The organism is Salinibacterium amurskyense, assembly GCF_002797685.1.
Lineage (GTDB): Bacteria > Actinomycetota > Actinomycetes > Actinomycetales > Microbacteriaceae > Rhodoglobus > Rhodoglobus amurskyensis.
In genome coordinates this window covers 1,306,791-1,332,514 of the sequence record NZ_PGFH01000001.1, presented here as the reverse complement: position 1 = coordinate 1,332,514, position 25,724 = coordinate 1,306,791, and the positions used below count along the sequence as shown (strand labels likewise).

At 62.1% G+C, this 25,724-nt stretch carries 22 protein-coding genes and 2 tRNA genes; 11 read left to right on the top strand and 13 right to left on the bottom strand.

Translation table 11 applies throughout. The annotated features are described in order from the left end of the window. Positions 1-2: 2 nt before the first annotated feature. Entirely contained in the window at positions 3-794 is a 792-nt protein-coding gene (locus CLV85_RS06380; RefSeq protein ID WP_100388721.1) for a class I SAM-dependent methyltransferase, read from the bottom strand. Between the two features lie 22 nt (positions 795-816). Here CLV85_RS06380 and CLV85_RS06375 point away from each other — a divergent pair, with 22 nt between their 5' ends. After that, entirely contained in the window at positions 817-2,841 is a 2,025-nt protein-coding gene (locus tag CLV85_RS06375) for a M3 family metallopeptidase (protein WP_100388720.1), read from the top strand. 481 nt (positions 2,842-3,322) lie between these two features. On the opposite strand, the gene clpX is transcribed toward CLV85_RS06375, so the two are convergent. Continuing rightward, positions 3,323-4,600 (bottom strand): ATP-dependent Clp protease ATP-binding subunit ClpX, encoded by a 1,278-nt coding sequence (gene clpX, locus CLV85_RS06370; RefSeq protein WP_100388719.1) that lies wholly within the window; start codon positions 4,598-4,600, stop codon positions 3,323-3,325. A 188-nt stretch (positions 4,601-4,788) separates the two neighbouring features. On the opposite strand from clpX, the gene CLV85_RS06365 reads away from it, so the two are divergent. The 3 genes from CLV85_RS06365 to CLV85_RS06355 all read left to right on the top strand — a co-directional run bounded on the left by CLV85_RS06365 (position 4,789) and on the right by CLV85_RS06355 (position 6,804). Next, positions 4,789-5,367, top strand: coding sequence for a hypothetical protein (locus tag CLV85_RS06365; protein ID WP_147433353.1), 579 nt, complete (start codon positions 4,789-4,791; stop codon positions 5,365-5,367). Positions 5,368-5,431: 64 nt separating this feature from the next. Continuing rightward, positions 5,432-6,157 carry a YcnI family copper-binding membrane protein gene (locus tag CLV85_RS06360; protein WP_100388717.1) on the top strand — a complete coding sequence of 242 codons (726 nt, stop codon included), beginning with the start codon at positions 5,432-5,434 and terminating at the stop codon, positions 6,155-6,157. A gap of 8 nt (positions 6,158-6,165) precedes the next feature. Next, entirely contained in the window at positions 6,166-6,804 is a 639-nt protein-coding gene (locus CLV85_RS06355; RefSeq protein ID WP_100388716.1) for a copper resistance CopC family protein, read from the top strand. A 109-nt stretch (positions 6,805-6,913) separates the two neighbouring features. On the opposite strand, the gene CLV85_RS06350 is transcribed toward CLV85_RS06355, so the two are convergent. Together CLV85_RS06350 and CLV85_RS06345 are read right to left on the bottom strand one after the other, a co-directional pair. Further along, positions 6,914-7,588 (bottom strand): ATP-dependent Clp protease proteolytic subunit, encoded by a 675-nt coding sequence (locus CLV85_RS06350; RefSeq protein ID WP_100388715.1) that lies wholly within the window; start codon positions 7,586-7,588, stop codon positions 6,914-6,916. A gap of 2 nt (positions 7,589-7,590) precedes the next feature. Further along, positions 7,591-8,211: an ATP-dependent Clp protease proteolytic subunit gene (locus tag CLV85_RS06345; RefSeq protein WP_100388714.1), complete on the bottom strand. Its 621-nt coding sequence runs from the start codon at positions 8,209-8,211 to the stop codon at positions 7,591-7,593. 119 nt (positions 8,212-8,330) lie between these two features. On the opposite strand from CLV85_RS06345, the gene CLV85_RS06340 reads away from it, so the two are divergent. Continuing rightward, the gene (locus tag CLV85_RS06340) at positions 8,331-8,819 is read left to right on the top strand and encodes a tetratricopeptide repeat protein (protein WP_100388713.1); all 489 of its coding nucleotides are present in this window, start codon (positions 8,331-8,333) and stop codon (positions 8,817-8,819) included. A 61-nt stretch (positions 8,820-8,880) separates the two neighbouring features. After that, positions 8,881-9,837: a nucleoside hydrolase gene (locus tag CLV85_RS06335; protein ID WP_100388712.1), complete on the top strand. Its 957-nt coding sequence runs from the start codon at positions 8,881-8,883 to the stop codon at positions 9,835-9,837. A 71-nt stretch (positions 9,838-9,908) separates the two neighbouring features. Here the strand turns inward: CLV85_RS06335 and tig are convergent, their stop codons facing one another. After that, entirely contained in the window at positions 9,909-11,240 is a 1,332-nt protein-coding gene (gene tig, locus CLV85_RS06330) for a trigger factor (protein WP_157847482.1), read from the bottom strand. A 35-nt stretch (positions 11,241-11,275) separates the two neighbouring features. Next, positions 11,276-11,349, bottom strand: a tRNA-Pro gene (locus CLV85_RS06325). Positions 11,350-11,606: 257 nt separating this feature from the next. Here CLV85_RS06325 and CLV85_RS06320 point away from each other — a divergent pair. Continuing rightward, positions 11,607-11,680: transfer RNA gene (locus tag CLV85_RS06320), tRNA-Gly, on the top strand. Positions 11,681-11,721: 41 nt separating this feature from the next. On the opposite strand, the gene CLV85_RS06315 is transcribed toward CLV85_RS06320, so the two are convergent. Together CLV85_RS06315 and CLV85_RS13415 are read right to left on the bottom strand one after the other, a co-directional pair. Continuing rightward, on the bottom strand, positions 11,722-12,429 hold the full coding sequence (locus CLV85_RS06315; RefSeq protein WP_229820278.1) for an alpha/beta hydrolase fold domain-containing protein: 708 nt from the start codon (positions 12,427-12,429) through the stop codon (positions 11,722-11,724). 195 nt (positions 12,430-12,624) lie between these two features. Next, complete coding sequence (locus CLV85_RS13415; RefSeq protein ID WP_168187183.1) at positions 12,625-12,798, bottom strand: hypothetical protein; 174 nt, start codon at positions 12,796-12,798, stop codon at positions 12,625-12,627. Positions 12,799-12,984: 186 nt separating this feature from the next. On the opposite strand from CLV85_RS13415, the gene CLV85_RS06310 reads away from it, so the two are divergent. Together CLV85_RS06310 and CLV85_RS06305 are read left to right on the top strand one after the other, a co-directional pair. Beyond that, the gene (locus CLV85_RS06310) at positions 12,985-13,170 is read left to right on the top strand and encodes a DUF2510 domain-containing protein (protein WP_100388709.1); all 186 of its coding nucleotides are present in this window, start codon (positions 12,985-12,987) and stop codon (positions 13,168-13,170) included. Between the two features lie 174 nt (positions 13,171-13,344). Next, positions 13,345-17,163, top strand: a complete 3,819-nt coding sequence (locus CLV85_RS06305; protein WP_229820281.1) for an SCO7613 C-terminal domain-containing membrane protein — start codon at positions 13,345-13,347, stop codon at positions 17,161-17,163. 15 nt (positions 17,164-17,178) lie between these two features. Here the strand turns inward: CLV85_RS06305 and CLV85_RS06300 are convergent, their stop codons facing one another. Both CLV85_RS06300 and CLV85_RS06295 read right to left on the bottom strand, forming a co-directional pair. Beyond that, positions 17,179-17,826, bottom strand: coding sequence for a response regulator transcription factor (locus CLV85_RS06300; protein ID WP_100388707.1), 648 nt, complete (start codon positions 17,824-17,826; stop codon positions 17,179-17,181). A 10-nt stretch (positions 17,827-17,836) separates the two neighbouring features. Beyond that, positions 17,837-19,207 (bottom strand): sensor histidine kinase, encoded by a 1,371-nt coding sequence (locus CLV85_RS06295; protein WP_100388706.1) that lies wholly within the window; start codon positions 19,205-19,207, stop codon positions 17,837-17,839. A gap of 263 nt (positions 19,208-19,470) precedes the next feature. Between CLV85_RS06295 and CLV85_RS06290 the strand changes: the two genes are divergently transcribed. After that, positions 19,471-19,959 carry a Dps family protein gene (locus tag CLV85_RS06290; protein WP_100388705.1) on the top strand — a complete coding sequence of 163 codons (489 nt, stop codon included), beginning with the start codon at positions 19,471-19,473 and terminating at the stop codon, positions 19,957-19,959. Between the two features lie 53 nt (positions 19,960-20,012). Here CLV85_RS06290 and CLV85_RS06285 read toward each other — a convergent pair whose 3' ends face one another. The 3 genes from CLV85_RS06285 to CLV85_RS06275 all read right to left on the bottom strand — a co-directional run bounded on the left by CLV85_RS06285 (position 20,013) and on the right by CLV85_RS06275 (position 23,031). Next, entirely contained in the window at positions 20,013-21,488 is a 1,476-nt protein-coding gene (locus tag CLV85_RS06285; protein WP_100388704.1) for an amidohydrolase, read from the bottom strand. A 71-nt stretch (positions 21,489-21,559) separates the two neighbouring features. After that, complete coding sequence (locus tag CLV85_RS06280) at positions 21,560-22,543, bottom strand: Fpg/Nei family DNA glycosylase (RefSeq protein ID WP_100388703.1); 984 nt, start codon at positions 22,541-22,543, stop codon at positions 21,560-21,562. Next, positions 22,543-23,031, bottom strand: a complete 489-nt coding sequence (locus CLV85_RS06275; RefSeq protein WP_100388702.1) for a ribose-5-phosphate isomerase — start codon at positions 23,029-23,031, stop codon at positions 22,543-22,545. Before CLV85_RS06275 ends, CLV85_RS06280 begins: the two co-directional genes overlap by 1 nt. Positions 23,032-23,137: 106 nt before the next feature. On the opposite strand from CLV85_RS06275, the gene pepN reads away from it, so the two are divergent. Further along, positions 23,138-25,678, top strand: coding sequence for an aminopeptidase N (pepN, locus tag CLV85_RS06270; protein WP_100388701.1), 2,541 nt, complete (start codon positions 23,138-23,140; stop codon positions 25,676-25,678). The last annotated feature ends 46 nt before the right edge of the window (positions 25,679-25,724 follow it).

The window sequence follows — 25,724 nt, the reverse complement described above, 5'->3', positions numbered from 1 at the left end:
GATTACGCTCGCGCGAGAATCTCACCGTGCGGCATTGCCATCCAGCCCTCGGGCGAATCCGCCCACTCACGCCACGCGCTGCTGATCTGCTGCAGTACCTCTTGCGTGGCCAGCGACTTGCTCAGGGCGTCCGCGGCGAAGGCCGATTCCAGCACGCGCGCCTCCCACATGCTGCCCCACCACTGGCGGTCAGTGTCGTCAGAGAAGTTCCAGATCGATGCTGACGTGACGACGTCGCTCAAGCCCGCCTGCATCGCCCACGCCTTTAGACGGCGGCCCGCATTTGGCTCTCCCCCGTTACTGCGATGCACCGTGTCGTACACATCAGCCCAGACCTTCAGCCCCGGCAACTCGGGGAAGCAAATAGTGCCCGCATAGTCGACGTCTCGCACTGCAATGAGTCCGCCCGGTTTGGCGACGCGCTTCATCTCCACGAGAGCCGCGACCGGATCGCCCAAATGCTGCAGGGTCTGATGCGAATGCACGAGATCGAAACTGTTGTCATCGAACGGCAGCGCATACGCATCACCCACGATGAAGCTCAGGTTCTCGGCAGTGAAAGCCGATGCTTTTTCTATCGCTGCGGGCGCGGCATCCAGCCCGACAACGCGGCCGGGGGCCAGTCGGTCGGCAAACTCCGCTGTGATCGTGCCCGGCCCGCAGCCGATATCGAGCAACGAGAGCCCCGACTCAAGGTGCGGCTCGAAGTACGCCGCCGAATTGGCGATCGTGCGCCACGTGTGTGACTTCAACACACTTTCATGATGGCCGTGGGTATATCGCTCGCTCGTCATCTTCCGAGAATAGGGTAGATGAATGACCAATCCTTTCTTTGAGCCCAGCACGCTGCCCTTCGGCATGCCACCCTTTGCCGACATCGAAGACGAGCACTACGCTCCCGCGTTCGAGAAGGGTATGGCTGAGCAACTCGCCGAGATCGAAGCGATCACAGCGCAGGCTGAAGCCCCCAGCTTTGAGAACACCATGATCCCGCTCGAAAAGAGCGGCCAGTTGCTGAGCCGGGTCGCGATCGTCTTCTTCAACAAGACTTCCGCCGATGGCGATGCAGCCTCGGATGCTCTCGAAGAGGTCATCGCTCCCCAGCTTGCCGCGCACAACGACGCCATCAGCCTCAACAGTGCCCTCTACGAACGCATTCGCAGCATTCATGACGGTCTCGACTCCACCGAGCTGGATGCCGAAGCCCGCTACCTCGTCGAGCGCTACTTCACCGAATTCACGCTTGCCGGCGCTGGCCTCTCCGAAGAGGCCAAAGCGACCCTGCGCGACTACAACTCGCGGCTCTCGACCCTCACGACCAAGTTCGAGAAGAACCTGCTCGCCGACACCAACGACCTCGCCGTCGTGGTGGACAGCATCGACGAGCTCGACGGCCTTGACGCCTCCGAGATCTCGGCGGCTGCCAGCGCCGCGCATGATCGCGGGCTCACCGGCAAGTACCTCATCACGCTCATCCTGCCCACCAACCAACCACACCTCTCTGTGTTGAAGAATGCGGATGTTCGCGGCCGGGTCATGGCAGCGTCGCGCACCCGTGGCATCCGCGGCGGAAAGTTCGACAACCGCGAACTTGTGCTTGAGATCGCAAAGGTTCGTTCGCAGCGTGCGGCTCTCTTAGGCTTCGAGAGCCACGCCGCCTGGGTCACGGCCGATGAGACTGCGCAGAACCCGCAGCGGGTCGCTGACATGCTGGGCAAGCTTGCTCCTGCCGCAGCGCGCAACGCTCGTGATGAGCACGCGGCACTAGAAAAGCTCGCGGGCACCGAGGTGACGGCCGCCGACTGGGCGTACTACGCCGAAAAGGTGCGCGCCGAGCAGTACAACGTCGACACCACCCAGATGCGTCCGTACTTCGAGGCGGAGCGCGTGCTTCGTGACGGAGTTTTCTTCGCCGCCACCAAGCTCTACGGCGTCACTTTCAGCGAGCGCCGTGATCTGCCCGCCTACCACCCTGATGTGCGGGTCTTCGAGGTGACCGACGAAGACGGCACTGAAGTCGGGCTTTACACCCTCGACCTCTACACGCGGGATTCCAAGCGCGGCGGTGCCTGGATGAACTCGCTCATCTCGCAGTCAGACCTACTCGGGCATCCGGTGATTGTCACCAACAACCTCAACGTGCCGAAGCCGGCCGCCGGTGAGAGAACGTTGCTGACCTATGACGAGGTCAACACGCTGTTCCACGAGTTCGGGCATGCGCTGCACGGGCTCTTTGCCCGCGTCACGTACCCCAAGTTCGCGGGCACCAACACCTACCGCGACTTTGTCGAGTTCCCCAGCCAAGTAAACGAAATGTGGATGCTCTGGCCCGAGGTTCTCGACAACTACGCCAAGCACTACGAGACCGGCGAGCCCATGCCCCGCGAGATCGTGGAGCGCATTCAGGCCAGCGCCGCCTTCAACGAAGGCTTCCTCACGAGCGAGTACTTGGCTGCCGCCCTGATCGACCAGGCGTGGCACCGCATCGGTGTTGCCGACGATGTCACGGATGTCGCCGCTTTCGAAGCGCAGGCTTTGGCCGAAGTCGGTCTCGACAACCCCGCCGTGCCTCCCCGTTACTCCAGCACCTACTTTCAGCACATCTTTGCAAACTCCGCCTATGACGCTGGCTACTACTCCTACATTTGGAGTGAAGTGTTGGATGCCGACACTGTCGAGTGGTTCACCGAAAACGGCGGACTCACCCGCGAAAACGGCGACCGCTTCCGTTCGCGGCTGCTCGGCGTCGGCGGTTCCAAGAACCCGCTCGAAGCCTTCCGCGACTTCCGCGGACGTGACGCCGAGCTGCAGCCGCTACTAACCCGTCGCGGCCTCAACTAACCACCAACACACGAGTGCGGTCGTCGATTTCACCGAAATCGACGACCGCACTTTAGTTAAAGCCACGCGAGAAGTGAACGCATTGCCTGAAGCTCCTAGGAAAAGCACAGCAGTTGGTGGATTGTTGTGCTCGACCCACAAAAATTGGTGAAAACCTTTCGTTAATGCCCTCCGGTCGGGCACAATAGTGCCGGTCGCGTTAGTCGCGCCCCTTCACACTTAGACGTCACCTAGCACGATGTCCTGAGGGCGATCCCATCTCAGCCTCACCCGAATTTGGCTGCAATGTGTTTGCCCGGCGCGATCGCCCTCAGGAACATCACTTCTCGGCCACCTCGCCACCCGACGACTCGTCTTGCGCCCGCATCTGCCCGCCATCGAGCGCCTACATCGCGTGCCGAGCGCTCTCGGGCACTAAAAAAGCGCAGACGCCCGGAGGCATCTGCGCTTTCTAGAAGCGTGGGCGAGACGAAAGGTGCCGTTAGGCGGACTTCTCCGCACGCACCGGCTTACGAGGAACGATCGTGGGGGCCGCGTTCTCCAGAACGGCAGCCTTAGTCACGATGACGCGACCGACGGTCTCGTCGGAGGGAACGTCGAACATGATCGGCCCGAGAACTTCTTCGAGGATGGCACGCAATCCGCGAGCACCGGTCTGGCGAAGCACGGCAAGGTCGGCAATCGCTTCGAGGGCATCGCGCTCGAACTCCAGCTCAACACCGTCGATCTCGAACATGCGCTGGTACTGGCGCACGAGAGCGTTCTTAGGCGTGGTGAGAATATCCATGAGAGCAACCTGGTCGAGCTGGGTGACCGTGGTCACGACAGGAAGGCGACCGATGAACTCAGGAATGAGGCCGAACTTGTGGAGGTCTTCGGGCAGAACCTCACCGAAGAGGTTCACATCGTCACCCTTGCTGTGCAGCGGAGCACCGAAACCGATACCCTTTTTGCCCGCGCGGTTAGAGATGATTTCTTCGAGACCCGAGAAAGCTCCCGCAACGATGAAGAGCACGTTGGTGGTGTCTACCTGAATGAATTCTTGATGCGGATGCTTGCGCCCACCCTGCGGCGGAACGGACGCGACGGTGCCCTCAAGAATCTTGAGCAGCGCCTGCTGAACGCCCTCACCAGACACGTCGCGCGTGATGGACGGGTTCTCAGCCTTGCGAGCGATCTTGTCGATCTCGTCGATGTAGATGATGCCCGTCTCGGCACGCTTGACGTCGTAGTCGGCAGCCTGAAGGAGCTTGAGGAGGATGTTCTCGACATCCTCGCCGACGTAGCCGGCTTCGGTCAGTGCTGTGGCATCCGCAACAGCGAACGGAACGTTGAGGCGCTTGGCCAGAGTCTGAGCGAGATAGGTCTTACCGCAACCGGTGGGACCGATGAGCAGAATGTTCGACTTGGCAATCTCCACATCGTCGATGACCGCATCGGCGGAGGTGATGGTGCTGCGAGCACGAACGCGCTTGTAGTGGTTGTAGACGGCAACGGAGAGCGAGCGCTTAGCTGCCTCTTGGCCGATGACGTATTCCTCAAGGAAGTCGTAGATTTCGCGTGGCTTAGGCAGGTCGAATTCGCTCGACGGCTCTTCGCCAGCTTCAGCAAGACGCTCTTCGATGATCTCGTTGCACAGATCTACGCACTCGTCGCAGATATAGACACCCGGACCGGCGATCAATTGCTGTACCTGCTTTTGGCTTTTGCCGCAGAAGGAACACTTGAGCAGGTCCGCGCTTTCCCCAATTCGGGCCATGCCGGTTCCTCTCCTTGAGTAAATACCTTGACAATGAGCCTAACCCGATATTCGGTCAGTCTCCGTCACCATTACAGGCGGCGTTTCGGCGAGTCGGTTGCACCGCAACATCCCAGCTTCCATGCAGTCAACGAGGCCGCGAAGACGAACTAGGCTGGAAGGGTTAGCGCCGACCTCGAAGGAGCCCCATGCATACCCGTGCCATGCGCGTGCTTCGAGGCAGCATCGCCGCTTTCTTCGCCACCTTTACGGCGGCGTTCTCCCATCAATTCGCTGGCGGCATTTCGCCATCGCTTTTCGGCATGGGCGTCTCCCTCGTGATTTCGATCGCGATCTGCACCCTGCTTGCCGGGCGCACGATCTCACTCGCCCGTTTGAGCATCGCAATTATGGCGAGCCAAGCGATGTATCACGCACTTTTCAGCTCAATGCTGGCCCCTACCGGCATCGCTGAGCACAACATGGCCGCGATGACGTTTGACTTCAGCTCGGTAGCGCAGTCCGCCGATTCGGCGATGTCCCTCTCCCACGTCGTCGCTGCCGTAGTGACCATCGTGGCTTTTCGCTACGCCGAAGTCGCGTTCTGGGGGCTCTTCGATACAGCGCGGATGTTCGTCTCGCGCCTGTTCGCCACGCTCACCCTCGGCTCAACTCCTGTTCTCGAGTTCCGCGTCGTGCCGCGCAGCACGCCCGCCGTTGACCTTGTCCCTCGCTTTCTCTCCATCACGCGCTATCGGGGCCCACCGGCCACTCTCGCCGCGGCCTAACGACGCCGCACAGCATCCCCCGATATTTGTCGCTCATTTGCGACCCTTTTTGAGAAAGAAAACAATGAAGAATTTAACTAAAGTTGCCCTCGCCCTTTCCGCTGGTGCTGCACTCGCAGTAGCGGCTCCGCTCGCAGCGATGGCTCACGTCACTATTGACCCGGGCCAGTCAGACGCTGGAAGCTACGCCCTCATCACCGTCAAGGTTCCCAACGAATCAGACACCGAGAAGACCAACCGCGTGCAACTGAACCTGCCCACCGACACCCCGTTCACGAGCGTGCGCTTCGTGCCGGTTCCCGGCTGGGATGCTGAGTTGGTGCGCAGCGAGCTGCCCGAGCCCGTCATGATCGGCGAAAGCGAAATCACCGAAGCCGTGACGTCGATTGTGTGGACAGCTCAGGCGGGTTCCGAAATCGGCGACGGTGCACTGCTCTTGCTCCCGATCTCACTCGGACCGGTTCCGGATGTCGGAAGCGTTGTACTGACCGCCGACCAGACGTACACCGATGGTTCCGTTGTGAGTTGGAATGGCACCGAAGAGGGAGCGGAGAAGCCTGCTCCAATCCTTTACGTCAACGATGCTCCGGTGGATCACCACGGTGACACCGCAACCGACGACGATGCTCACGGCGACAGCGACGACCACGCCAGTGAAGACGAGCACAGTGACGAGGCTGCAGCTTCCAGCGGCGACCCGGTTGCCCGCGGTCTGGGAATCGCCGGTCTCGTCGCCGGTCTCGGCGCGCTCGTAGCGGCATTCGCTTTCCGTCGCCCCGCCACTAAGTAGTTCGAATCATGCGTCGAGTTATTCGCATCGGCGCCGCGTTCAGCGCGGCCACGCTTGCAGCGTTACTGCTGCTCGTGGCCGCGCCCGCGTCTGCCCATAACTATCTCGTCGACAGCACCCCGCTCGAGGGCGAAACCCTCACCGTGCTGCCCGACGAGTTCTCCGTCACCACCAACGACGTACTGCTCGACCTTGCCGGGGACGGTGGTGGTTTCGCGATTCAGATTCTGGATGCCGACGGCGGCTACTACGGCGACGGCTGCGTCAGCATCCGCGACGAGTCGCTCTCCACTGTGGCTGCTCTCGGTGAGCCTGGTGAGTACCGGATGCTCTGGCAGCTGGTGTCAGCCGACGGCCACACCATCTCTGACGAGATCAACTTCACGTGGCAACCGGATGCCGATCAGGTGCTCTCCGAAGCGTTGGATGCCCCGCCAGCCTGCGGCGGTGGTTCGCTCGAGGAGAGCACTCCCCCGGCGGCGTCCGAAGACTCCGACGGCAGCAGCGATAGTGACGGCTCCACTGCGGGCACGAGCGTCGATGCTGAAACGATCGTGTTAATCGGCGCCGCAATCACGCTCGTGCTGATTGCTGGCGTGGCGATCTTCTTGATCTCCGTCAAACGCAAGAAAGACGAGTCCCCGTAAGGAAGGTGAGCCAGCGCGTCAGCTGGCTCACCCTCTCTCACCACACGTATTAACGAATTGAGGCGGTCACCCCATCAGGGTGACCGCCTCAATTGCGTACAAGCGAGTGTTAGCTCGTGATCGCCGGCAGCGTCTTGCGGCTCGTGAGCACCTGGTCGATGAGACCGTACTCCATTGCCTCAGCCGCGCTCAGGATCTTGTCGCGCTCGATGTCCTTGTTGATCTGCTCAGGAGTGCGGTTCGAGTGGAACGACAGGGTCTCTTCGAGCCATCCACGCATACGAAGAATTTCGCGTGCCTGAATCTCGATGTCCGACGCCTGGCTCGAACCTTCCGAGCCACCACTGGGCTGGTGGATGAGGATGCGGGCGTTGGGCAGAGCCAGACGCTTTCCCTTGGTTCCACCGGCGGTGATCACGGCGGCAGCCGAAGCAGCCTGGCCGAGAACGACGGTCTGAATCTGCGGACGAATGTACTGCATCGTGTCGTAGATTGCCGTCATCGCGGTGAACGAGCCACCGGGTGAGTTGATGTACATCACGATGTCGCGGTCAGGGTCTTGGCTCTCGAGAACGAGAAGCTGAGCCATCACGTCGTCGGCGGATGCGTCGTCGATCTGCACACCCAGGAAGATGATGCGGTCTTCGAACAGCTTGGCGTACGGGTCTTGGCGCTTGTAGCCATATGCCGTGCGCTCTTCGAACGTCGGCAAGATGTAGCGAGCGTCAGCATCCGGACGGCCAATGCCTGCGGGTGCCTGAGCACCGAGGTTAAAGTTCTCCATGATTAGTCCTTCTTGCCGGTTGCGTTGTCGTCGGACGCGTTGTCTTCGGTTCCGCCACCGCCCACAACGTCGGATGCGAATTCGCGGAGGTGATCAACGAAGCCGTATTCGAGTGCTTCTTTAGCCGTGAACCAGTTGTCGCGGTCGTTGTCGATAAGAACCTGTTCGACGCTCTTGCCAGTCTGCTCAGCGGTGAGCTCTGCCATGCGCTTCTTCATGTCGAGGATGACGCCAGCCTGAGTCTGAATGTCTGCGGCGGTTCCACCAAATCCACCCGACGGCTGGTGCAGGAGCACGCGTGCGTTGGGGGTGATGTAGCGCTTGCCCTTGGTACCCGAGGAGAGCAGGAACTGCCCCATCGAGGCGGCAAGGCCAATACCGACGGTCACAATGTCGTTCGGAACGAACTTCATCGTGTCGTAGATCGCCATGCCAGCGGTGATCGAACCACCGGGCGAGTTGATGTAAAGGTAAATGTCGCGCTTGGGATCCTCTGCTGCGAGCAGCAAGATCTTTGCGCAGATCTCGTTCGCGTTTGCGTCGCGCACCTCTGAGCCGAGCCAGATGATGCGGTCCTTGAGGAGTTGGTCGAAGATGCTCGAGACCAATGCCGGTTGGGCCATTGTTGCGCTCCATTTCAGTTATCGCGTAGTAAGAATCTATCCGAGTACGGCCCGCGATTCTGGCGTGTTCGCCCTAGGCAAAGTACCGCGTCGCCAGAGGCTGCTTGTAGGCTCACCGAATGCAGCAGAACTGGCGCGATCGAATCGCAGATATTTGGGCCCACGCAGCCACCATGGCGGAGCACGATGTTGTCTCGGCGATCGATGAGCTTGTCGCCGAACGCGACCCTGACGATGCCGAAGCGCTCTTCGAGGCAGCGGGCGCGCGGGACTATGCCGGGTTAGAGACCGAGGCAGAACCGCTCTACCGCCGCGCCATCGAGAATGGCTTGGATGCAGCCCTGATGCCGCGTGCGACCATCCAGTTGGCCAGCACGCTACGCAATCTCGATCGCATCGAGGAGTCAATCGCTTTACTCGAGCAGCAGCTCCACGAGCATCCCGACGATGAGTGGACGGGGCCTACCGCCGCCTTCCTCGCTCTTGCCCTCACGAGTCGCGGCGATCCGACGCAGGGTGCCGCCGTTGCCCTGATGGCCCTGGCGAGCTATCTCCCTATCTATCAACGCTCGGTGCGGGGGTACGCTGCCGAGTTGCTCGCTGAATAGTTCGCACTGTGGGTGACGGCATCCGTCACGGTGAGTGCTGCAGCGGCAATAGCATTGCCGCATGCAGCAAATGATTCTCGACGTTGACACTGGTATTGACGATGCGCTCGCGCTGATGCTGGCGGTGCGACACCCCGGTGTCAATCTGCGAGCGGTTACCTGCGTGGCGGGCAACGCGAGCCTTGAGCAGGTCGTGCGTAATACTTTGACCGTTCTGGATGCTGCGGGAGCCGGCGATGTTCCGGTAGCCGCGGGCGCCAACCGCCCGTTACTCGCCGACGCGCATCCGGCTGCCCACGTTCATGGCGTGGATGGACTCGCCGATCTCGGCCTGCCCGCATCCACTCGTCAGGTCGTTCCGCTTCATGCGGTTGAGCTGTTGCGTCGCGAGATTCTCGCGAGCCCCACTCCGGTTACGCTCGTTCCGCTCGCCCCGATGACGAATATCGCCCTCTTGGTGCGCACCTACCCCGAGGTGCTCGCCAACGTCGAACGCATCGTGTTCATGGGCGGCTCGGCCTCTGTCGGCAACGCGACGGCCGTTGCCGAGTTCAACACGTGGCACGATCCCGAGGCTGCGGAGATCGTGCTCACCGCGGGTGTTCCGATCACGATGTATGGCTTGGATGTTTTCTATGCCGTCACCATTGCGCCCGCCGAGATTGCCACTCTCGCGGCGTCGGCAGAGGCCGGAGCTCAACTCACTGGCCGCTTGCTCCAGCACCTTGTCACGGTGAAGGGCGGCGAGGTTCGCGTTGCCGGTGATGGACACGGCGATATTGGGGATGCTGGTGCGGTCTGCGCTGCCATCGATCCGGTCGGGCTCACCACGGTGCATGTGCCGGTGCGCGTCAGTCTGGCCGATCCGCTCACTCGCGGTCAAACCGTGGTCGACCACCGCACCGCAGGACACGAACAAGACGGCGCTGCTGACAACAGCTCTCGCCGCATCGATGTCGCGCTCGGCGTCGACGGCGCTCGCTATGCGCGCCTCTTTGTCGAGACAATCACACGCTGACGTTTTCGCCCTTAACGACCTCACGGCCGACTAGATAACTAGTCGGCCGTGAGGGGGTAAAACTGTGTTGCTTAGGACTCGTCGCTTGCGTCCTCTGCTGCAACAACTTCTTCAGCAGAGTCTGAGTTGGCGAGAGCGGTGAAAGCCGATACGTCGACGGCCTTGCCCTTGGTGTCAACAACCTTGGCCTTGCTGAGCACGACTGCGAGAGCCTTGCTGCGAGCAACCTCAGCCACCATGGCGGGGATCTGGCCGTTCTTGTCCAGGATCTGGATGAACTCGCCGGGCTCCATGCCGTACTGCTGAGCGCCCTGCACGAGGTACGAGGTGAGCTCTTCCTGGCTGACCTTGATCTCTTCCTTCTCAACGATCGAGTCGAGGAGGATCTGCGAGCGGAAGGTCTTCTCGCTGGCGACGACTACCTCTGCGCGGTGCTCGTCGTCTTCGAGGCGGTTCTCGTTCTCGAGGTGACGGTGAACTTCGTCTTCAACGAGCTTCTCGGGAACGGGGATCTCAACGCTCTTGAGCAGTTCGTCAACGATCTGGTCGCGAGCTTCAGAAGCCTGACCGAACGACTTGGAGCGCTTTACCTGCTCCTTGAGGTCGGCCTTGAGCTCCTTGATGGTGTCGAACTCGCTAGCCATCTGAGCGAAGTCGTCGTCAGCCTCAGGAAGCTCGCGCTCCTTGACGGTGAGCAGCGAAACGCTGATGACGGCGGTTTCGCCCTCGTGGTCTCCGCCGAGCAGTACTGACTCGAAGGTGGTGGATTCGCCGGCGCTGAGCGAGTCAAGGGCTTCGTCGATGCCCTCGATCAGTTCACCTGAGCCGAGCTCGTAGGAAATGCTCGTTGCGGAGTCAACCTCGGTGTCACCGATCTTGGCGACGAGGTCGAGCTGAGCGAAGTCGCCGGTCTTGGCCGGACGGTCAACGGTGACGAGCGTGCCGAAACGAGCACGCAGGGTGTCGAGTTCGGTCTTGACGTCGTCGGCGGATGCTTCGACAGCGTCAACCGTGAGGGTGAGCTTGTCGTAGGCAGGCATGTCGAACTCGGGGCGAACGTCAACCTCGATAGCGAGAACGAGGTCTCCGCTGAAGTCCTTGACCTCGGGCCAGGTGACGATGTCAGCCTCGGGGCGACCGAGAACGCGAATCTCTTCTTCGGTAACAGCCTGGCGGTAGAAGCCATCGAGTCCATCGCTCACAGCGTGGTTCAAGATCTCTTCGCGGCCAACGCGCTGGTCAACCAGCTGCGGCGGCACCTTTCCCTTGCGGAAGCCGGGGATGTTGATCTGCGAGGCGATGTGGCCATACGCGTGATCGATGCTCGGCTTGAGTTCTTCGGGGGTGACCGAGATGTTGAGCTTGACGCGGGTCGGGCTCAGCTTCTCAACGGTTGTCTTCACGTCGTGGATCTCCTGTAATTCGATGGTGTATTTCGTCGGGGCGACAGGATTCGAACCTGCGACCTCTCGGTCCCAAACCGAGCGCTCTACCAAGCTGAGCTACGCCCCGGGGCGCCGTGCTGTTTCATGGCCGCGGCATCACAGTGCAATGCCGATACAAAATTGGCCTCGGCAAGTCTAGCCTGAGCGCGCAGAGAATGTTGACGAGATCCAAAGATCGATCTCTTTTGCATCCCGTTCACCGTGTTTATCGGGCTCCCGTCCAGCAATTCGCTGGGAAGTTTCGCCTTGAGCGATCTCGACTTCGCACTTTGCGAGGTTTCAGGTACAGTATTCCTCGGTACACAGCACGAACGGGTACCAAATGGGGATGTAGCTTAATGGTAAAGCCTCAGTCTTCCAAACTGATGACCGGAGTTCGATTCTCCGTATCCCCTCCATTACAGAATGAAGGCCGCCTCACTGAGGCGGCCTTCATTCGTTAACGCGTTATTGCGCGCTCAATAACGGAGCGCGCCTCGGCGGCCTCGGGAATCGGCAAGAGTGGGTAGTCGTGGATCATGCCCTCCCCCACATGGAAGTCGAGGGCGATGCCCTCTTTCTGCGCACGATCACGAAGGCGCAGCGCATCCGCATGCACGAGGTCTCGGGTTCCCGTGAAGACAGTGATGGGTGCGAGGCCAGTGAGGTCGCCGTGGATGGGGCTCACACGCCAGTCGCTCTCGTCGAGCTCGGCACGATAGAGCGCCCCCGCCGCGTGCGTTCCCGGAACCGCAAGCCACGGATCCCGCGGAGCAATCTCCGCCAACATCGGGTCGGTGCCGCTGATGTCGAGCCAGGGCGCAATCAGCACGATCGAGCGGAGCGGAGGAAGCTTGCGGTCGCGCAGTTCCATGGAAACGGCCATGGCCATCCCACCGCCGGAGGAATCCCCCATCACGCTGACATTCTCAGCGCCGACGTCGGCCACAACGGATTGAACGATGGATGCCGCTCGATCAACAACCACGGAAGCACGGCCGTCGGGAGCGAGAGGCATGATCGGAACGGTGAACGTCGTTCCGGTGGCGCGCACGAGACGGGCGATGAGCTTCCAGTGCAGCGGATCGATCTGAAAGACGTAGCTTCCACCGTGGAGATACACGACATGGCCGGCGCCCGAAGAGGACTGGGGCGCAATCGTGAACACGGGCCAACCGCCAACATCGCGGCGTGAGACCGAGACGTGCCTGGAGATCGACGCCGGAGGGGCGAACCGGACAGGTTTCTTTCGAAGCTCAGCAATCCGCGCGAGAGTTCGCTGGGGATCGCTGAACATGCGTTTTGACCCTCGAAGGGTCAACGCAAGTGGAGCGAGCCGACTGAGAAGGCTCGCCATGCCGTGCTAGCTGTCTACGCGCTTCATTACGTGGATCGGGATGAAGACCCCCGCAGTGGTGACGAGCAGGCCACCAATGAACACGACAGACTCCAGACCCTCAACGTAGAAGGCTTCGCCCATCATGTAGATGCCGCCCACGAAGAGCACGAAGGAAATTACAAATCCAAGAATGTTCACTCCTCCATCTTACCCACGAGTACTCTCACACCGAAGTCACCCTCGCCGAGGCGCGTACCCCCTTGTGGGGCCGGAAACGTGCCCCCTATACTGGGGACTAGCCGTTCCCCCGAACTGATCCTCGGCGGCTGGATCGAACGCCACACCCGTATCGCCCCCCGTGGCAGGGCACCTTGGACGCCCCCGATGTCTAACACCGCAACTCAACTTCCTCCCTTCGGCTGGTACCCGGACCCCGCTGGTAGCCACCTGCTTCGCTGGTGGGATGGCAAGGTCTGGACCAACCGTCTCGAAAAGCCGCGCCCCGAACTTCAGGCTGCAAAGGGCTACGCCCAGCAACAGTCCACACTTTCGCGCCTCATCGCTTCTTAGGCTTTCAGCACCGCTACTCTGAGACTTCCTCCCGAAAGGAAGTCAGAGTAGATGGTCAGTTCAGCGCGTTCCTTCATTGAGCATGTAGGCCATGTTCTCTTTCCTCGTGAACCGCTAGACCTCACCGACACCTCGCGATGCCCGGCGTGCTTTGTCATACTCCCGCCTTCTGCGGTGTGCTCACAATGTGGGCTTGATCTCAATCACCCGGATGCCGCCCTTCTCCGCGAAGAATCACACGACGTCGCGACTCTGCTCGATTCCCGGCTCGAGCTCATCGGCAAGATCCGGTTCGAGACCGCCGCCGAACGCAAACGCCTTCGCGACGAAGCTCGGGATGCCGAATATGCCGCGTTCGAGGCGGCGACAGCTCACCGTGCGGCCCGATCAGCCGCCGCGCCGGAATCCGACATTCGCACCGTTGCTGCCGCTACGGCCGCCACAGCCGCCACCCCCGCAGCTAGTGCGAACACAGCAATTCCGGGTGCCACTCCCCCGGCAGCTCACGACTCGGTAGTCTCGCCGCCGGCGAATCCTTCCCACTCCAGCACTGAGGTGGCAGGCAAGCCGCACTCCGGCATCCAAGTTCTGTTGCTTGTGGTTGGCGTCTCGTTGCTTTCGATCGGCGCGATCTTCTTCCTCATCTACGCATTCCTGACATTCGGACTCATCTGGCGTTCGGCGATCATCGCGAGCATCACGATCGCGAGCATCGTGACGGCATCTGCCATGAAACGCCGCGGACTTTCCGCTACCGGCGAAGCGCTCTCAGCTCTTGCCGTGGTGCTGGTGATTCTCGACATCTATGCACTGAGGGCCAATGACCTCGTGGTCCTCGGCGACGAGGCAGGGCGACTGTACTGGGGCGGCGCACTACTGCTCGCCGCTCTCGGATTCATGCTGTGGCATCGAGCAAGTGCGCTCGTGCTCGTCAATGTGGTGGGCTTCGCACTGTTTCCCCTCGCCGCAGCACTCCTTGCGGCCGGACTCGCTGACGAAAGCACCTTCGACACGGCAGCCCTCGCCGCGCTCGTCGCTCTCGCGGCTGCCTCGCTCATCCATGTGTTCGCGGCGCACGGCTCCTATACGGCCTATGCCGAGCGCATTATTTGTGTTGTTTACGCTCTCTTCGCCTTCGCCGGTGGCCTTGTCCTCGCGGCGTTCACCCACACCGCGAGCAGTAACAATGACACCGCCGGTTGGGTATTCGCACTCGCTGCGCTGGCAGCACTCCACGGCATCGCCGCCTGGGGCCGCGGCAACGCCCTCATGCCCGGCCTGCACAACGCCTTCGCTGCAGTGGCCGGCGTGCTGCTCGGCGCCGCCCTCTGGATCGCGATCATTCCGCGCGCCGAAGCAGTCGACGATGCGGTCGAAGGAGCGGATGCGGCCCCATTCCGCCTGTTGCTCGTCGTAGCCGCACTCACGGCCACAGCGCTTGCCAGCGAAACTATCGGGAGGCGGCTCGCCGCCGCGGGCCGACTCGCAACCTTCTGGGCTGCGGTGGGTGTCTGGATTGTCACCGGTACTGCCGCGATCATCCCTCTCTTTCAGTCACTCTTCGTCGCCCTGCAATTTACCGGGCAACAAGATCTGCGACGCATCACGCCCGGCAGTGCGCCCTTCGACATCGAAAACGGCGGCTGGCCCCAGCTAACACTGTTGATCGTGCCGGCAGCGATGGCGATTGTCTGGTGGCTCACCCGCCAGTTGCGCGGCCGCCTGCACAGTGTTCTGGGCAGCGCAGGCATCGCCCTTGCCCTCGCCGCTCCGCTGACAGGCACGCTCCTCAGCGCAGTCATCGCGTGGCTCATTCTCGCGACGGCAGCTCTCGTATCGATTGCGCGAGATAGACGGCGCAACGGGGCGCGACGCATCCACGTCACTATTGCGGCAGGTGGACTGCTCCCCCTCGTGCTGGCATACAGCTCAGGCTGGTCAAGCCACCACACCTGGGTGCTCGCGAGCGTGGTTACTGCTGCGCTACTGGTTGCCGCACGTTCCGTGCTGACCGGCATTGGCGATCGCGCCGCTCTGCTGGGCAGCGCTAGCATCGTGCTGCTCTTGGCAGCAGCCGGAGTGGGCGAACAACTGCAATTCGGCTTCACTGATGGGCAACCGAACCAACTCGAATCGTGGCTCGTGGTCGGAGCCGCAGGCGTGCTGCTACTGGCGCTCTCGTTCTGGAAATCGGCGCCGCAGACGACCGCAGCAGATCGTCTCACGGTGTGGTGGATCGGGCTGGGAGCCACCTCCCTCGCCGCCGCAGTGCTGTGGATCGCCTCGATTAACGGCGCACCCAGCGACTCAGCACCGCTAGTGCTCAACCTGCCACTCGTGAGTTTCATAATCGCCGCCGCCGCTCTCCTAGCGCTCGCTCTCACCATGACGGGTCGCGTCGGAATCAACCGGCTCGAAGCCCGCTACACAGCAGCCGCGCTCCTCGCGCCAGCAACGGTGTGGGCACTCGACAGCGCGAGTCGCACTCTGGGGCTCTCCGACATTGCGATCCAGCTGGCACCGGCAACCGCATCCGTTCTCGTCGGCGCGGCCAGCATGGCTCTGCGTGTGCGCGGACTTCACCCACGGATGCGCCGCGTCAGTGAAATCAGCGCACTCACCGTGGCCGGCATCACCGCCGCCAACGCGATCGTCGAGCCGCGAGCGAGCCACTGGCTCATCGTGCTGCTGGTCTCGATCACGTTGCTGCTGGCATCCATTGCTCGCGATGGCATCTTCGGTTCGCACTCACCGCGCCGACACCTCGTGTGGGCCGCGGTTACTTTCGGCACTGGGGCGCTCTGGCTGCGGCTCGACCAGGGGCGCGTCGAAGCGCTTGAGGCCTATGTGCTGCCGCTCGCCGCTGTCGTGCTCATCGTGGGCGCGTTCACGGCACGCGCAGAACTACGTCAGTCACGCCTCGTCTCCGCTCCCGCGATTGTGCTCGCCGCACTGCTCATTGCCGTTTTGCCGCTGGGGCTCAACGCCGCATCGGGCAGCGGACTGCACACGCTCATCATTGCCGGACTCAGCGGAGCGGTGCTGCTCACCGCCTGCTTTGTTGAGCCTCACGAGCGACTCGTCGACTTCTGGGGTGTCGCGATCGTCGCCGCCGGCGTCGGCCTCATTGCCACGACCGGTAGTCGCGCGCTCGTGTTGGCGAGCCAGAGCACCAACGCATTACCAGAACTCGACTCGTGGCTGCTCGGTGCCGTTGCCGTGATCGCCCTGGGCAGCTTCGGTCTCGCCTCCACCAGCTTCACTACCGATCCGGCACATTCGCGTTGGGCACCGACGAGCGAGATTCTGCTCGGCACCGCGCTAGTGCTGCTGTTTGCGATAGAAACCCTCGTTCTGCTCGACTCTGGCAGCGTCGAGAGCGCTCTAGACAGCATCCGCATCGTTGGGCTCGTAGTGATCGGCAGCTCGCTGTTGCTCGTGACGGCTCGCCCTTCGGCACGACCGCTCACGCACCGCATTAGCTACCTCGCGTTCGTGCTCGCGAGCCTCGTCGGGGCCATCGCTGCGCTCGGAGGACTCATCACTCCCGTTGAGTGGGTCACCATTCCGCTCGGCGCTGCCGTGCTGATCCACGGCGTGATTCGAATGGCACGCGCCCCCGAACTTCGCAGCTTCTCCGCGCTCACCGCCGGGTTAGTAATCATTCTGTTGCCCAGCCTGATCGCGACATTCATCGCCACCGACAGTCTCAACACGGTGTGGAGAATCCTTGCTCTCGGCGTTGCTTCCGTCGTCGCTATCGTCGCCGGCACCTGGCTCAGACTTCAAGCACCCCTCGTGATCGGCGCCGTCGTCGCCCTCATACATGCGGCGCACACGTTTGCTCCCGCAATCGTCGCGCTGTATCAACTCACCGATTGGTGGCTGTGGGCCGTGGTCGGCGGCGCGATCGTGTTGTTCCTCGGCATCACGCTCGAGCGGCGCATCCGGGATCTCAAGACTCTCAACACAAAGTTCAGTGCCCTTCGCTAGCGAGAAAAAGCGACGCTAGCGCTGCAACCAGGTGAGCACAGCAAGCACCCGGCGGTGGTCGCTGCCCGAATCTTCGAGATTCAGTTTCTGAAAGATTGAGGTCACGTTCTTCTCGACCGCGCCGATTCCGATCACGAGTTGCTTGGCGATAGCGGCATTGGTGCGCCCCTCGGCGACGAGCGTCATGACCTCGTGCTCGCGCGGCGTGAGCGACATGAGCGGATCTTGACGGCGCCCGACAAGCTGCGCGACAACCTCGGGGTCAAGCACCGTGCTGCCCGCCGAGATTCGCTCCACGGCATCCTGCAGTTCAGAAAGCGATGCAACGCGATCCTTCAGCAAATAGCCGACGCCACCACGGCCCGACGACAAGAGCTCCTGCGCATAGACAACCTCGACATACTGCGAGAGCAAGAGGATGCCGATCTGGGGCCGGAGTTCACGCAAGCGAATCGCGGCCCGCACTCCCTCATCCCGAAACGTCGGCGGCATGCGCACATCGAGCACGACAAGCTCGGGCGCGCAGTCATCGAGGTTCGCGAGCAGTTCATCCGCGTCGCCGAACGAGCCGACGACGTCGAAACCCGCTTCGATGAGAACACGCACGAGCCCTTCGCGCAGCAGTACCGAATCATCAGCAACAGCAACTCGCAAAGGGCTCATGCGCTTAAGACTAGAGGTCAACGGGCGCCCGATCTGCACTCGACTTGGGCAGCGGCAGTCGCGCCGTGACCGCAGTCGGCCCGCCCGCAGGACTCGTGATCTCAAGACGTCCGCCCACACCGCGCACACGCTCTTCGATGCCGGCAAGACCGTGGTCGGCAAGCACTGCAGCACCACCCTGGCCGTCATCCGTCACCTGTACAAGCAGCCACGGGCGATCGTCGCTGAGTTCTGTGCCGAGGTGCACTCCGGCGTGACTGGCCTTCGAATGCTTCGCAACATTCGTGAGCAGTTCGGCAACGACGAAGTACGACGCCCGTTCAACTTCACCGGGCAGCGCCAACGGCGTGGGAAGCTCAGCAGTGAGGGTGGTCGGCACAGCAGCACGCGTCACTACCGACTCGAGGGCTGCGACGAGGCCGCGATCGAGCAAGAGCGGCGGCGCGAAGCCACGAGAGAGCGCACGCAATTCCTCCAAGGCCTCGGCTGATTGCGCTCGCGCTTCGGAGAGCAGCTGGCGCGCCTGCTCGGGGTCGGCGTCGAGCTGACGTTCCGCTGCCGCGAGATCCATCTGCAGGCGAACGAGACGCTGCTGCGGTCCATCATGGATGTCGCGCTCAAGGCGACGAAGCGAGTGGCCTTCTGCCGAGAGAGCGGCACCGCGCGACTCTTCGAGGGACTGCACCTCGCGACGCAGCCCATCCGACTTGAACGCGGAGAGCAGAGCGCGGGCCAGCCACCAGTGGGTCAGAACGAGACCGCGAGTGACGAAGGGAAGTGTTGCGATGAAGATGAGGCCCACGACGAAGACAACGATGTTGTCGGCAACTTCGAGATTCCAACTTGCGGTGTTGACCCCAAACAGGCCGAAGAACCACTCACCGAGAGACCAGTTGGGGTCGCCCGTCTGCACTTCGCCATCGAGCAACCACGCGAAGATTCCGGTGAGACCGACGCTGAGCCAGACCACCGAGATTATCCAGGTCACGAGGGTGAGAACGAAGTTCAAGATGACTGTGTGGAGGAGGTACAGCCAGTAGTGGGCGTTTCCCAGAGTTGCTGCCAGCCAGCCGCCGAATCCGGTAGCGGCTCGATCGTCTTGCCAATCCGGGCGCGCAATCTTTTCGCGACCGGCCCACTCCAAGAGATTGATCTCCGCGAGCCCGAAACCACGGCCGACGTACAAAGCCAAGATCATGACGAAGAACCCGATCAAAAATACGGCGAGCGTGCCGACACCGCTGGCGACGAGGGAGATGGCCACGCCAAATCCGGTCATCGCGAGCGGGAAGCTCAGCATCAGATAGAGCACTTCTTTTGGCGTGGTTCGCCAGAGCTGCCAATACGGGTTTCGGGGTTTCGTCACAGTGTCTGTAGTCATTGTTCTCTCGCTTCAGTCTCGCGCATTAGTGGGGCGGATGTTCGTTGAATACAGATTCTCGAAAACGGCGACCGCGCCCCAGCGTGGATGCACACCAACTGTCAGTGGGGATATCCCCCGTGCTCGTGCTCCGGGCGGCAATGGCGCACATCTCCGGAGCACTGATGAGAGCGCGTACGGGCGGGTTAGCGTTGCCTCAGCTTGCTTGTGAAATTTTTGTGGCTGCGTAGCGTTGTATCTGAAGAACAATGAAGGAGCACACAATGACCGAAATTCAAGCAGTTCCGCAGACCTCAGCAGACCCTGATGTCACCTCGGGTGTTGCCCAGTTCCTCGGCCCGGTCGTCACCGACCTCACGGCCCTGTCGATCGACGGCAAGCAGGCTCACTGGCATGTTCGCGGTGTCAACTTCCAGGCAGTACACGAACTTCTCGACGTCATCGTCGACCACGCCCGCGAATGGGCTGACACGGCCGCAGAGCGCGTTGTTGCTCTCGGACTCCCGATCGACGCTCGCACGCAGACCGTTGGCGCTAAGGCAACGACTCCGAGCATGACCGCTGGCTTCCAGCAGTCCGACGAGGTCATCGCGCAGGTTATCGCCGCGATCGACGCCACGCTCGTGACCGTTCGCACCGCCGTTGACGAGCTCGGTGAGCTCGACAAGGTCAGCGAAGACGTTGCGATTGAGATCGCTCGTGGGCTGGAGAAGGACCGCTGGTTCCTCTTCGCTCACCTCGCCACGAAGTAACTTTTCGGGCGGTCGCTTCGCTGGCGACTGGCTGTGATTGCGACTCGTCGCAGCTACAGCTCGTTGTGAGTGAAGCGGCCATCCAGAATCGTCGCGTCAACCCGCATCGATCGCAGCTCATCACCGCTGCAGTCGAGCGGGTTTTTGCGTGTCACGACAATGTCAGCGACTTCTCCGACCGCGATGCTTGATTGCACTGAGGCCTGCAGCGCTTCGGCAACCGTGATGCACTGTTCTGGATGCCACGGCTCGCGCCCATCGCGGCTACGACTCACGGCCGACGCGATCGCTGCCCACGGGTCAAGCGGTGCCACCGGAGCATCCGAGCCCATCAGCAACTCAGCACCCGCATCGAGCAGAGCCCGGAGGGCGATGGTGCGGTCGTTTCGCCCGGGCCACAGTGCGTCCGCTACGTCACGGTCATCCATGGCGTGTTCGGGCTGCACGCTCGCACCAATACCGAGAGCCGCGAAGCGAGGCAGGTCCGTTGCGGACAGCAACTGGGCGTGCTCGATGCGGCCACGGCATCCGACAGCTTCGAAAGCATCGAGGGCAAGAGTGTTGGCGTCGTCACCGATGGCGTGAACGGCGGGTGAGAGGCCGGCGTCGCTGGCGGTGCGAATCCATTCGACGAGTTCATCGGTGGGGATGTTGAGCACTCCCCTGTTCTCGGCTTCGCCCGGGTACGACTCGACGCAGTACGCGGTGCGGGTGTTGAGCGAACCGTCGGTGATGATCTTGAACGGACCGACTTCGAGCAACGGCGCGAGGCGCTGCCCGGTGGCGAGACCTTCGGAAATGGCGCGCTCCAAGAAGCGCGGGTACACGCCAACGCGCACGCGGAACAGGTCGAAGCCGTGCAGCATGCGGCGCTGCCAGTTCTCAAACTCCCACGTCATCTCGAGGTCGACGATGCCGACCACACCGCGGGATGCCGCTTCGCGCGCGCCGTTGTGGATCCACTCGTCGAGAACCTCGGGTTCCACCCGGCTGAGCGCACTTCCGACCGCGAAGGCTTCCTCTTCGCGCAGGAAGCCGGTGGGGTGATCGTAGAAGCCGAAGCGTTCGAGGGCGAGGCTATTGAGCCAGCAGGAGTGCAGGTCGCCACTGACAAGAACGACGGCAATGTCAGAGACGGCCGAGTCGAGCAGGGCGCGGGTGGGCTGGTCGGGCCACAGGGCATCGCGGAAACCCTGGCCGACAATGATGCCCTCGGACTGCGGCAATACCGAAGTAGCGAGAGTGACGGCGACTTCAGTGGCCGAGGTCGTGTGGCTGAGGTCGATGCGCTGCGATTGCTGCGCCCACATGCTCGAGTGCACGTGCTGATCCCAGAGGCCGGGCATGATCCAGCGGCCGTCGAGATCGACACTCTCGTGGTCGGCAAAGTCGCGCTCAGCAGCAGTGTCGCCCGCGGCATCCGCAGCATGCCGGTGGGGCTCGATAGCGGAGATGCGGCCCTCGGTGAGGGTGACATCGACCAGGGCGGAGGCATCGTCGCCGACGATGCGCGCGTTAGTCAGTTTCACTCGGTAATGCCCTTGTCATTTCTGCGGCTAGTTCTGGGCTAGCGTACGCGCAGTTAGCGCGGTGACGCACGTTAGCTGCCCAGTGGTGCTTGGCAGCTCGGGCACCAGTACAGCTTGCGGGCCGAAGCGAGTTCCATTGCGATGTTCGCGCCACAGACGCGGCACGGCAGCCCTTCGCGGTGATAGACCCAGTGACGGTCATCCCGGCTCGCGAGCGCGGCCGTGTAGTCGTCGCCGGTGAGTCCATCCATTGTCATCATCTGGCCGGTACGCACACCGATTTCGAGCAGGTGTGCCCAGTCACGCCAGAGTTCGCGCAGCAACTCTTCGGGGATGAGCTTGCCCGGAGTGTGCGGGTCGAGGCGAGCGCGGAACAAAATCTCGGCGCGGTACACGTTGCCGATGCCGCTGACGACCGACTGATCCATGAGCAGGATGCCGATAGCGGTCTGCTTCTTGCGAACGGTAGCAACGAAGCGCTCTTCAGCCGCGCCGTTGTCGTCGACTAGCGGGTCGGGCCCGAGCTTGTTGAGCGCGACCTGCACCTCGTCAGGGGTGAGCACTTCGCACGCGGTGGGCCCGCGCAGGTCGGCACACGTCGTATCGGTGAGGAGACGAACGCGCACCGCGCCGATGGGCTCGGGCGGGAACTCAGACGGCGCATCGCTCGCTTTCTCCTGCTCCGACATCCGCAACCGTGTGCGGCGCGGGGCACCGATGCTCGCGAGCGAGTCTTCGTGCTCCCCCACGACGGTGCCGTGCTGGTTGGTCTGCCCCATACGACCGGCGGCGGATGCCGTGGTCGCGTCGGCGGTGAAGTTGCCCGCGAAATCCCACGCTCCGTAGAGCCCGAGGTGCACGCGCAGCCAACGGTCGTGCTCGAATTCGAGAAACATCTGCTTGCCCACAGCTTTGGCGCTGAGCATCCGAAGTCCATCGATGCGTTCGGCTCCCGCAGCAAAGCGGCCTTGCGGAGACGACACTGCGACGGTTTTGCCGACGAAGTGCAGCGCGAACTGGCGCGCGATGCGATGTACGGAATGCCCCTCAGGCATTAGTTGTCGAAGGGGTGCGCGGCGATGGCGCCTGTCGTTTCGTACTCGGCAAGCTGAGCGATGCGGCGGGCGTGACGCTCGTCGCCCGAGAAGGGCTCGGCGATGAAGAGGTCGATGAAGCGCGTGGCTTCGTCGACGGTGTGCTGGCGGGCGCCAATAGAGATGACGTTGGCGTCGTTGTGCTGGCGCGCCAGAGCGGCGGTCGAGTCGTTCCACACGAGCGCGGCGCGGATGCCCACGACCTTGTTGGCGGCGATCTGCTCGCCGTTACCCGAACCACCGAAGACGACACCGAGGGCGTCGACACCGGCAGCCTGGTCGGCGGCAACACCACGGGCTGCGGCGATGCAGAACCCGGGGTAATCGTCGAGAGCGTCGTACTGAACAGGTCCGTGATCGATCACTTCGTGGCCTGCATCGGTGAGGTGCTGCTGCAGGGTGGCACTGAACTCGAGGCCGGCGTGATCGGTGGCGATATGGATGCGCATTCGTCCAGTCTACGGTCGCATCCGAGCGGTAGTGCTGACATTGAGGAGGTGCGGCATAAGGTAGATAGGTGCGGCCACAAACCGCCCCAACACGAAGGAGTTGTACGTGCCCGGAGAGAACCTCACCCGAGTTGAAGCGCAAGAACGCAAAGCGATTGTCAACGTTGACAGCTATGAGATTGCGCTTGACCTCACTACGGGTCCTGAGACGTTTAAGAGCAGCACGACTGTTCGCTTTACTGCCACTGCTGGCGCATCCACTTTCATTGATTCGATCACCCGCACGGTGCACTCGGTCACGCTCAACGGCACCGCTCTTGATGTTGCGGCCGTGAACGATGGTGTGCGCATCCAGCTCGACAACCTTGCTGAGAACAACGTTCTTGAGGTTGTGGCGGATGCCGAATACACCAACACCGGGGAGGGCCTGCACCGCTTCGTTGACCCGGTTGATGACGAGGTGTACCTCTACTCGCAGTTCGAGGTGCCCGACTCGCGTCGCGTGTTCGCTGTGTTCGAGCAGCCTGACCTCAAGGCCACGTTCCAGTTCACCGTGACCGCACCGGCACGCTGGGCTGTTATCAGCAACTCCCCCACTCCTGAGCCTGTGGTGGATGGCGAGAACGCCACGTGGGAGTTCCCGCCCACTCAGATCATGTCGAGCTACATCACCGCGATCGTGGCTGGCCCGTATGCCGAGGTTCGCGACGAGCTCACCTCGAGCGACGGCCGCGTCATCCCGCTCGGTATCTTCACGCGTGCGTCGCTGAGCGAGCACCTTGATGCTGACTACATTTTCGAGAAGACCAAGCAGGGTTTCGAGTTCTTCGAGAAGCACTTCCAGTACCCGTACCCCTTCGAGAAGTACGACCAGATGTTCGTGCCCGAGTTCAACGCTGGTGCCATGGAGAACGCTGGCGCTGTCACGTTCACCGAGACCTACGTGTTCCGCTCGAAGGTGACCGACGCCATCAAGGAACGTCGCGTCGTCACGATCTTGCACGAGCTGGCTCACATGTGGTTCGGCGACCTCGTCACCATGAAGTGGTGGAATGACCTCTGGCTGAACGAGTCGTTCGCTGAGTGGGCATCGACCATCGCGACCGCTGAAGCCACCGAGTGGACCGAAGCGTGGACCACGTTCCAGGCCATGGAGAAGAGCTGGGCTTACAAGCAGGACCAGCTTCCTTCGACTCACCCCGTCTACGCATCGATCAATGACCTCGATGACGTTCTCGTCAACTTCGACGGCATCACCTACGCCAAGGGAGGCTCGATTCTCAAGCAGCTCGTGGCCTGGGTTGGTCTCGAAGCGTTCATGGCCGGCGTTGCCGCATACTTCAAGAAGCACGCCTTCGGCAACACTGAGCTCAAGGACCTGCTGGTTGAACTGGAGAAGACCAGTGGCCGCGAGCTCATGGAGTGGAGCAAGCTCTGGCTTGAGACCGCTGGTGTGAACACGCTGCGCCCGGATGTAGTGACCGCTGAAGACGGAACCGTCGAAAGCTTCGCGATCGTTCAGACCGCCGCCGAGGACTACCCCACGATTCGCCCGCACCGTCTGGCCATCGGTTACTACTCGCTGGAAGGCGGCAAGCTTGTTCGCCACCACCGCGTCGAGATCGATGTTGAAGGCGAGCGCACCGAGGTTCCCGAGCTTGTGGGCACGAAGCGCCCCGACCTCATCCTGATCAACGATGACGACCTCGCGTACGCGAAGATTCGTCTCGATGACTCCTCGCTTGCTGTGGCGATGAAGCACCTCTCTGACATCACTGACCCGCTGGCTCGCGCCATCGTGTGGGGTGCCGCGTGGGATGCTGCTCGCGATGCTGAGACTCCGGCCAGCGATTATGTTGCCCTGGTTCTCGGCAACATTGCCTCGGAGACCGAGTCGACCACCATCCGCACCACGCTCGCGCAGCTGGTTCTGGTTGCTAAGCAGTACGTTGCTCCTGAGCGTCGTGCCGCCACGATCGAGAAGATCGGCGACACGCTCTGGGGTCTCGCTCAGAGTGCTGAGGCTGGATCGGATGCTCAGTTCCAGTTCGTGAAGTACTTCGCGAATGTGGCATCCACCGAACAGCACGTCACGGTGCTTCGCGCCCTGCTCAGCGGTTCGACCACGCTCGAGGGTCTCGAGATTGACACGGACCTGAGCTGGGAGCTTCTGGAGGGCCTCGTGCTCAACGGTGCTGCCGGTGATGCTGAAGTGGATGAGGCTCTCGCCAAGGACAAGACGGCGAACGGCCAGCAGGCTGCGGCCCGCGCTCGCGCCACGATCACCACGGAGGCGGGCAAGCAGGCCGCATTCGACTCGCTCGTAAAGAGCGACAAGGCTCCGAACGCGATCGTGCGCAACGTGACCATGGGCTACACCCACGTGAACGACCCCGCTGTGCTCGAAGCTTTCGTGGCTCCGTACTTTGAGGCGATCAACGATGTGTGGAACAACCGCAGCTACGCGATTGCCGAGACGGTTCTTCGTGGCCTCTACCCGGCACCGCTGGCAAACCAGGGACTCGTGGATGCCACGAACGCCTGGCTCGAGGCAAACCCTGATGTGCCGGCCCTGCGCCGCATCATCGTGGAGAACCTTGCGGGGGTTGAGCGTGCGCTGGTAGTTCAGGCTCGCGACAACTCCTAACCCCTTTCAGCCGCCTTCGGGTGGTCGTGCGGGAGCCTAGCGGCGA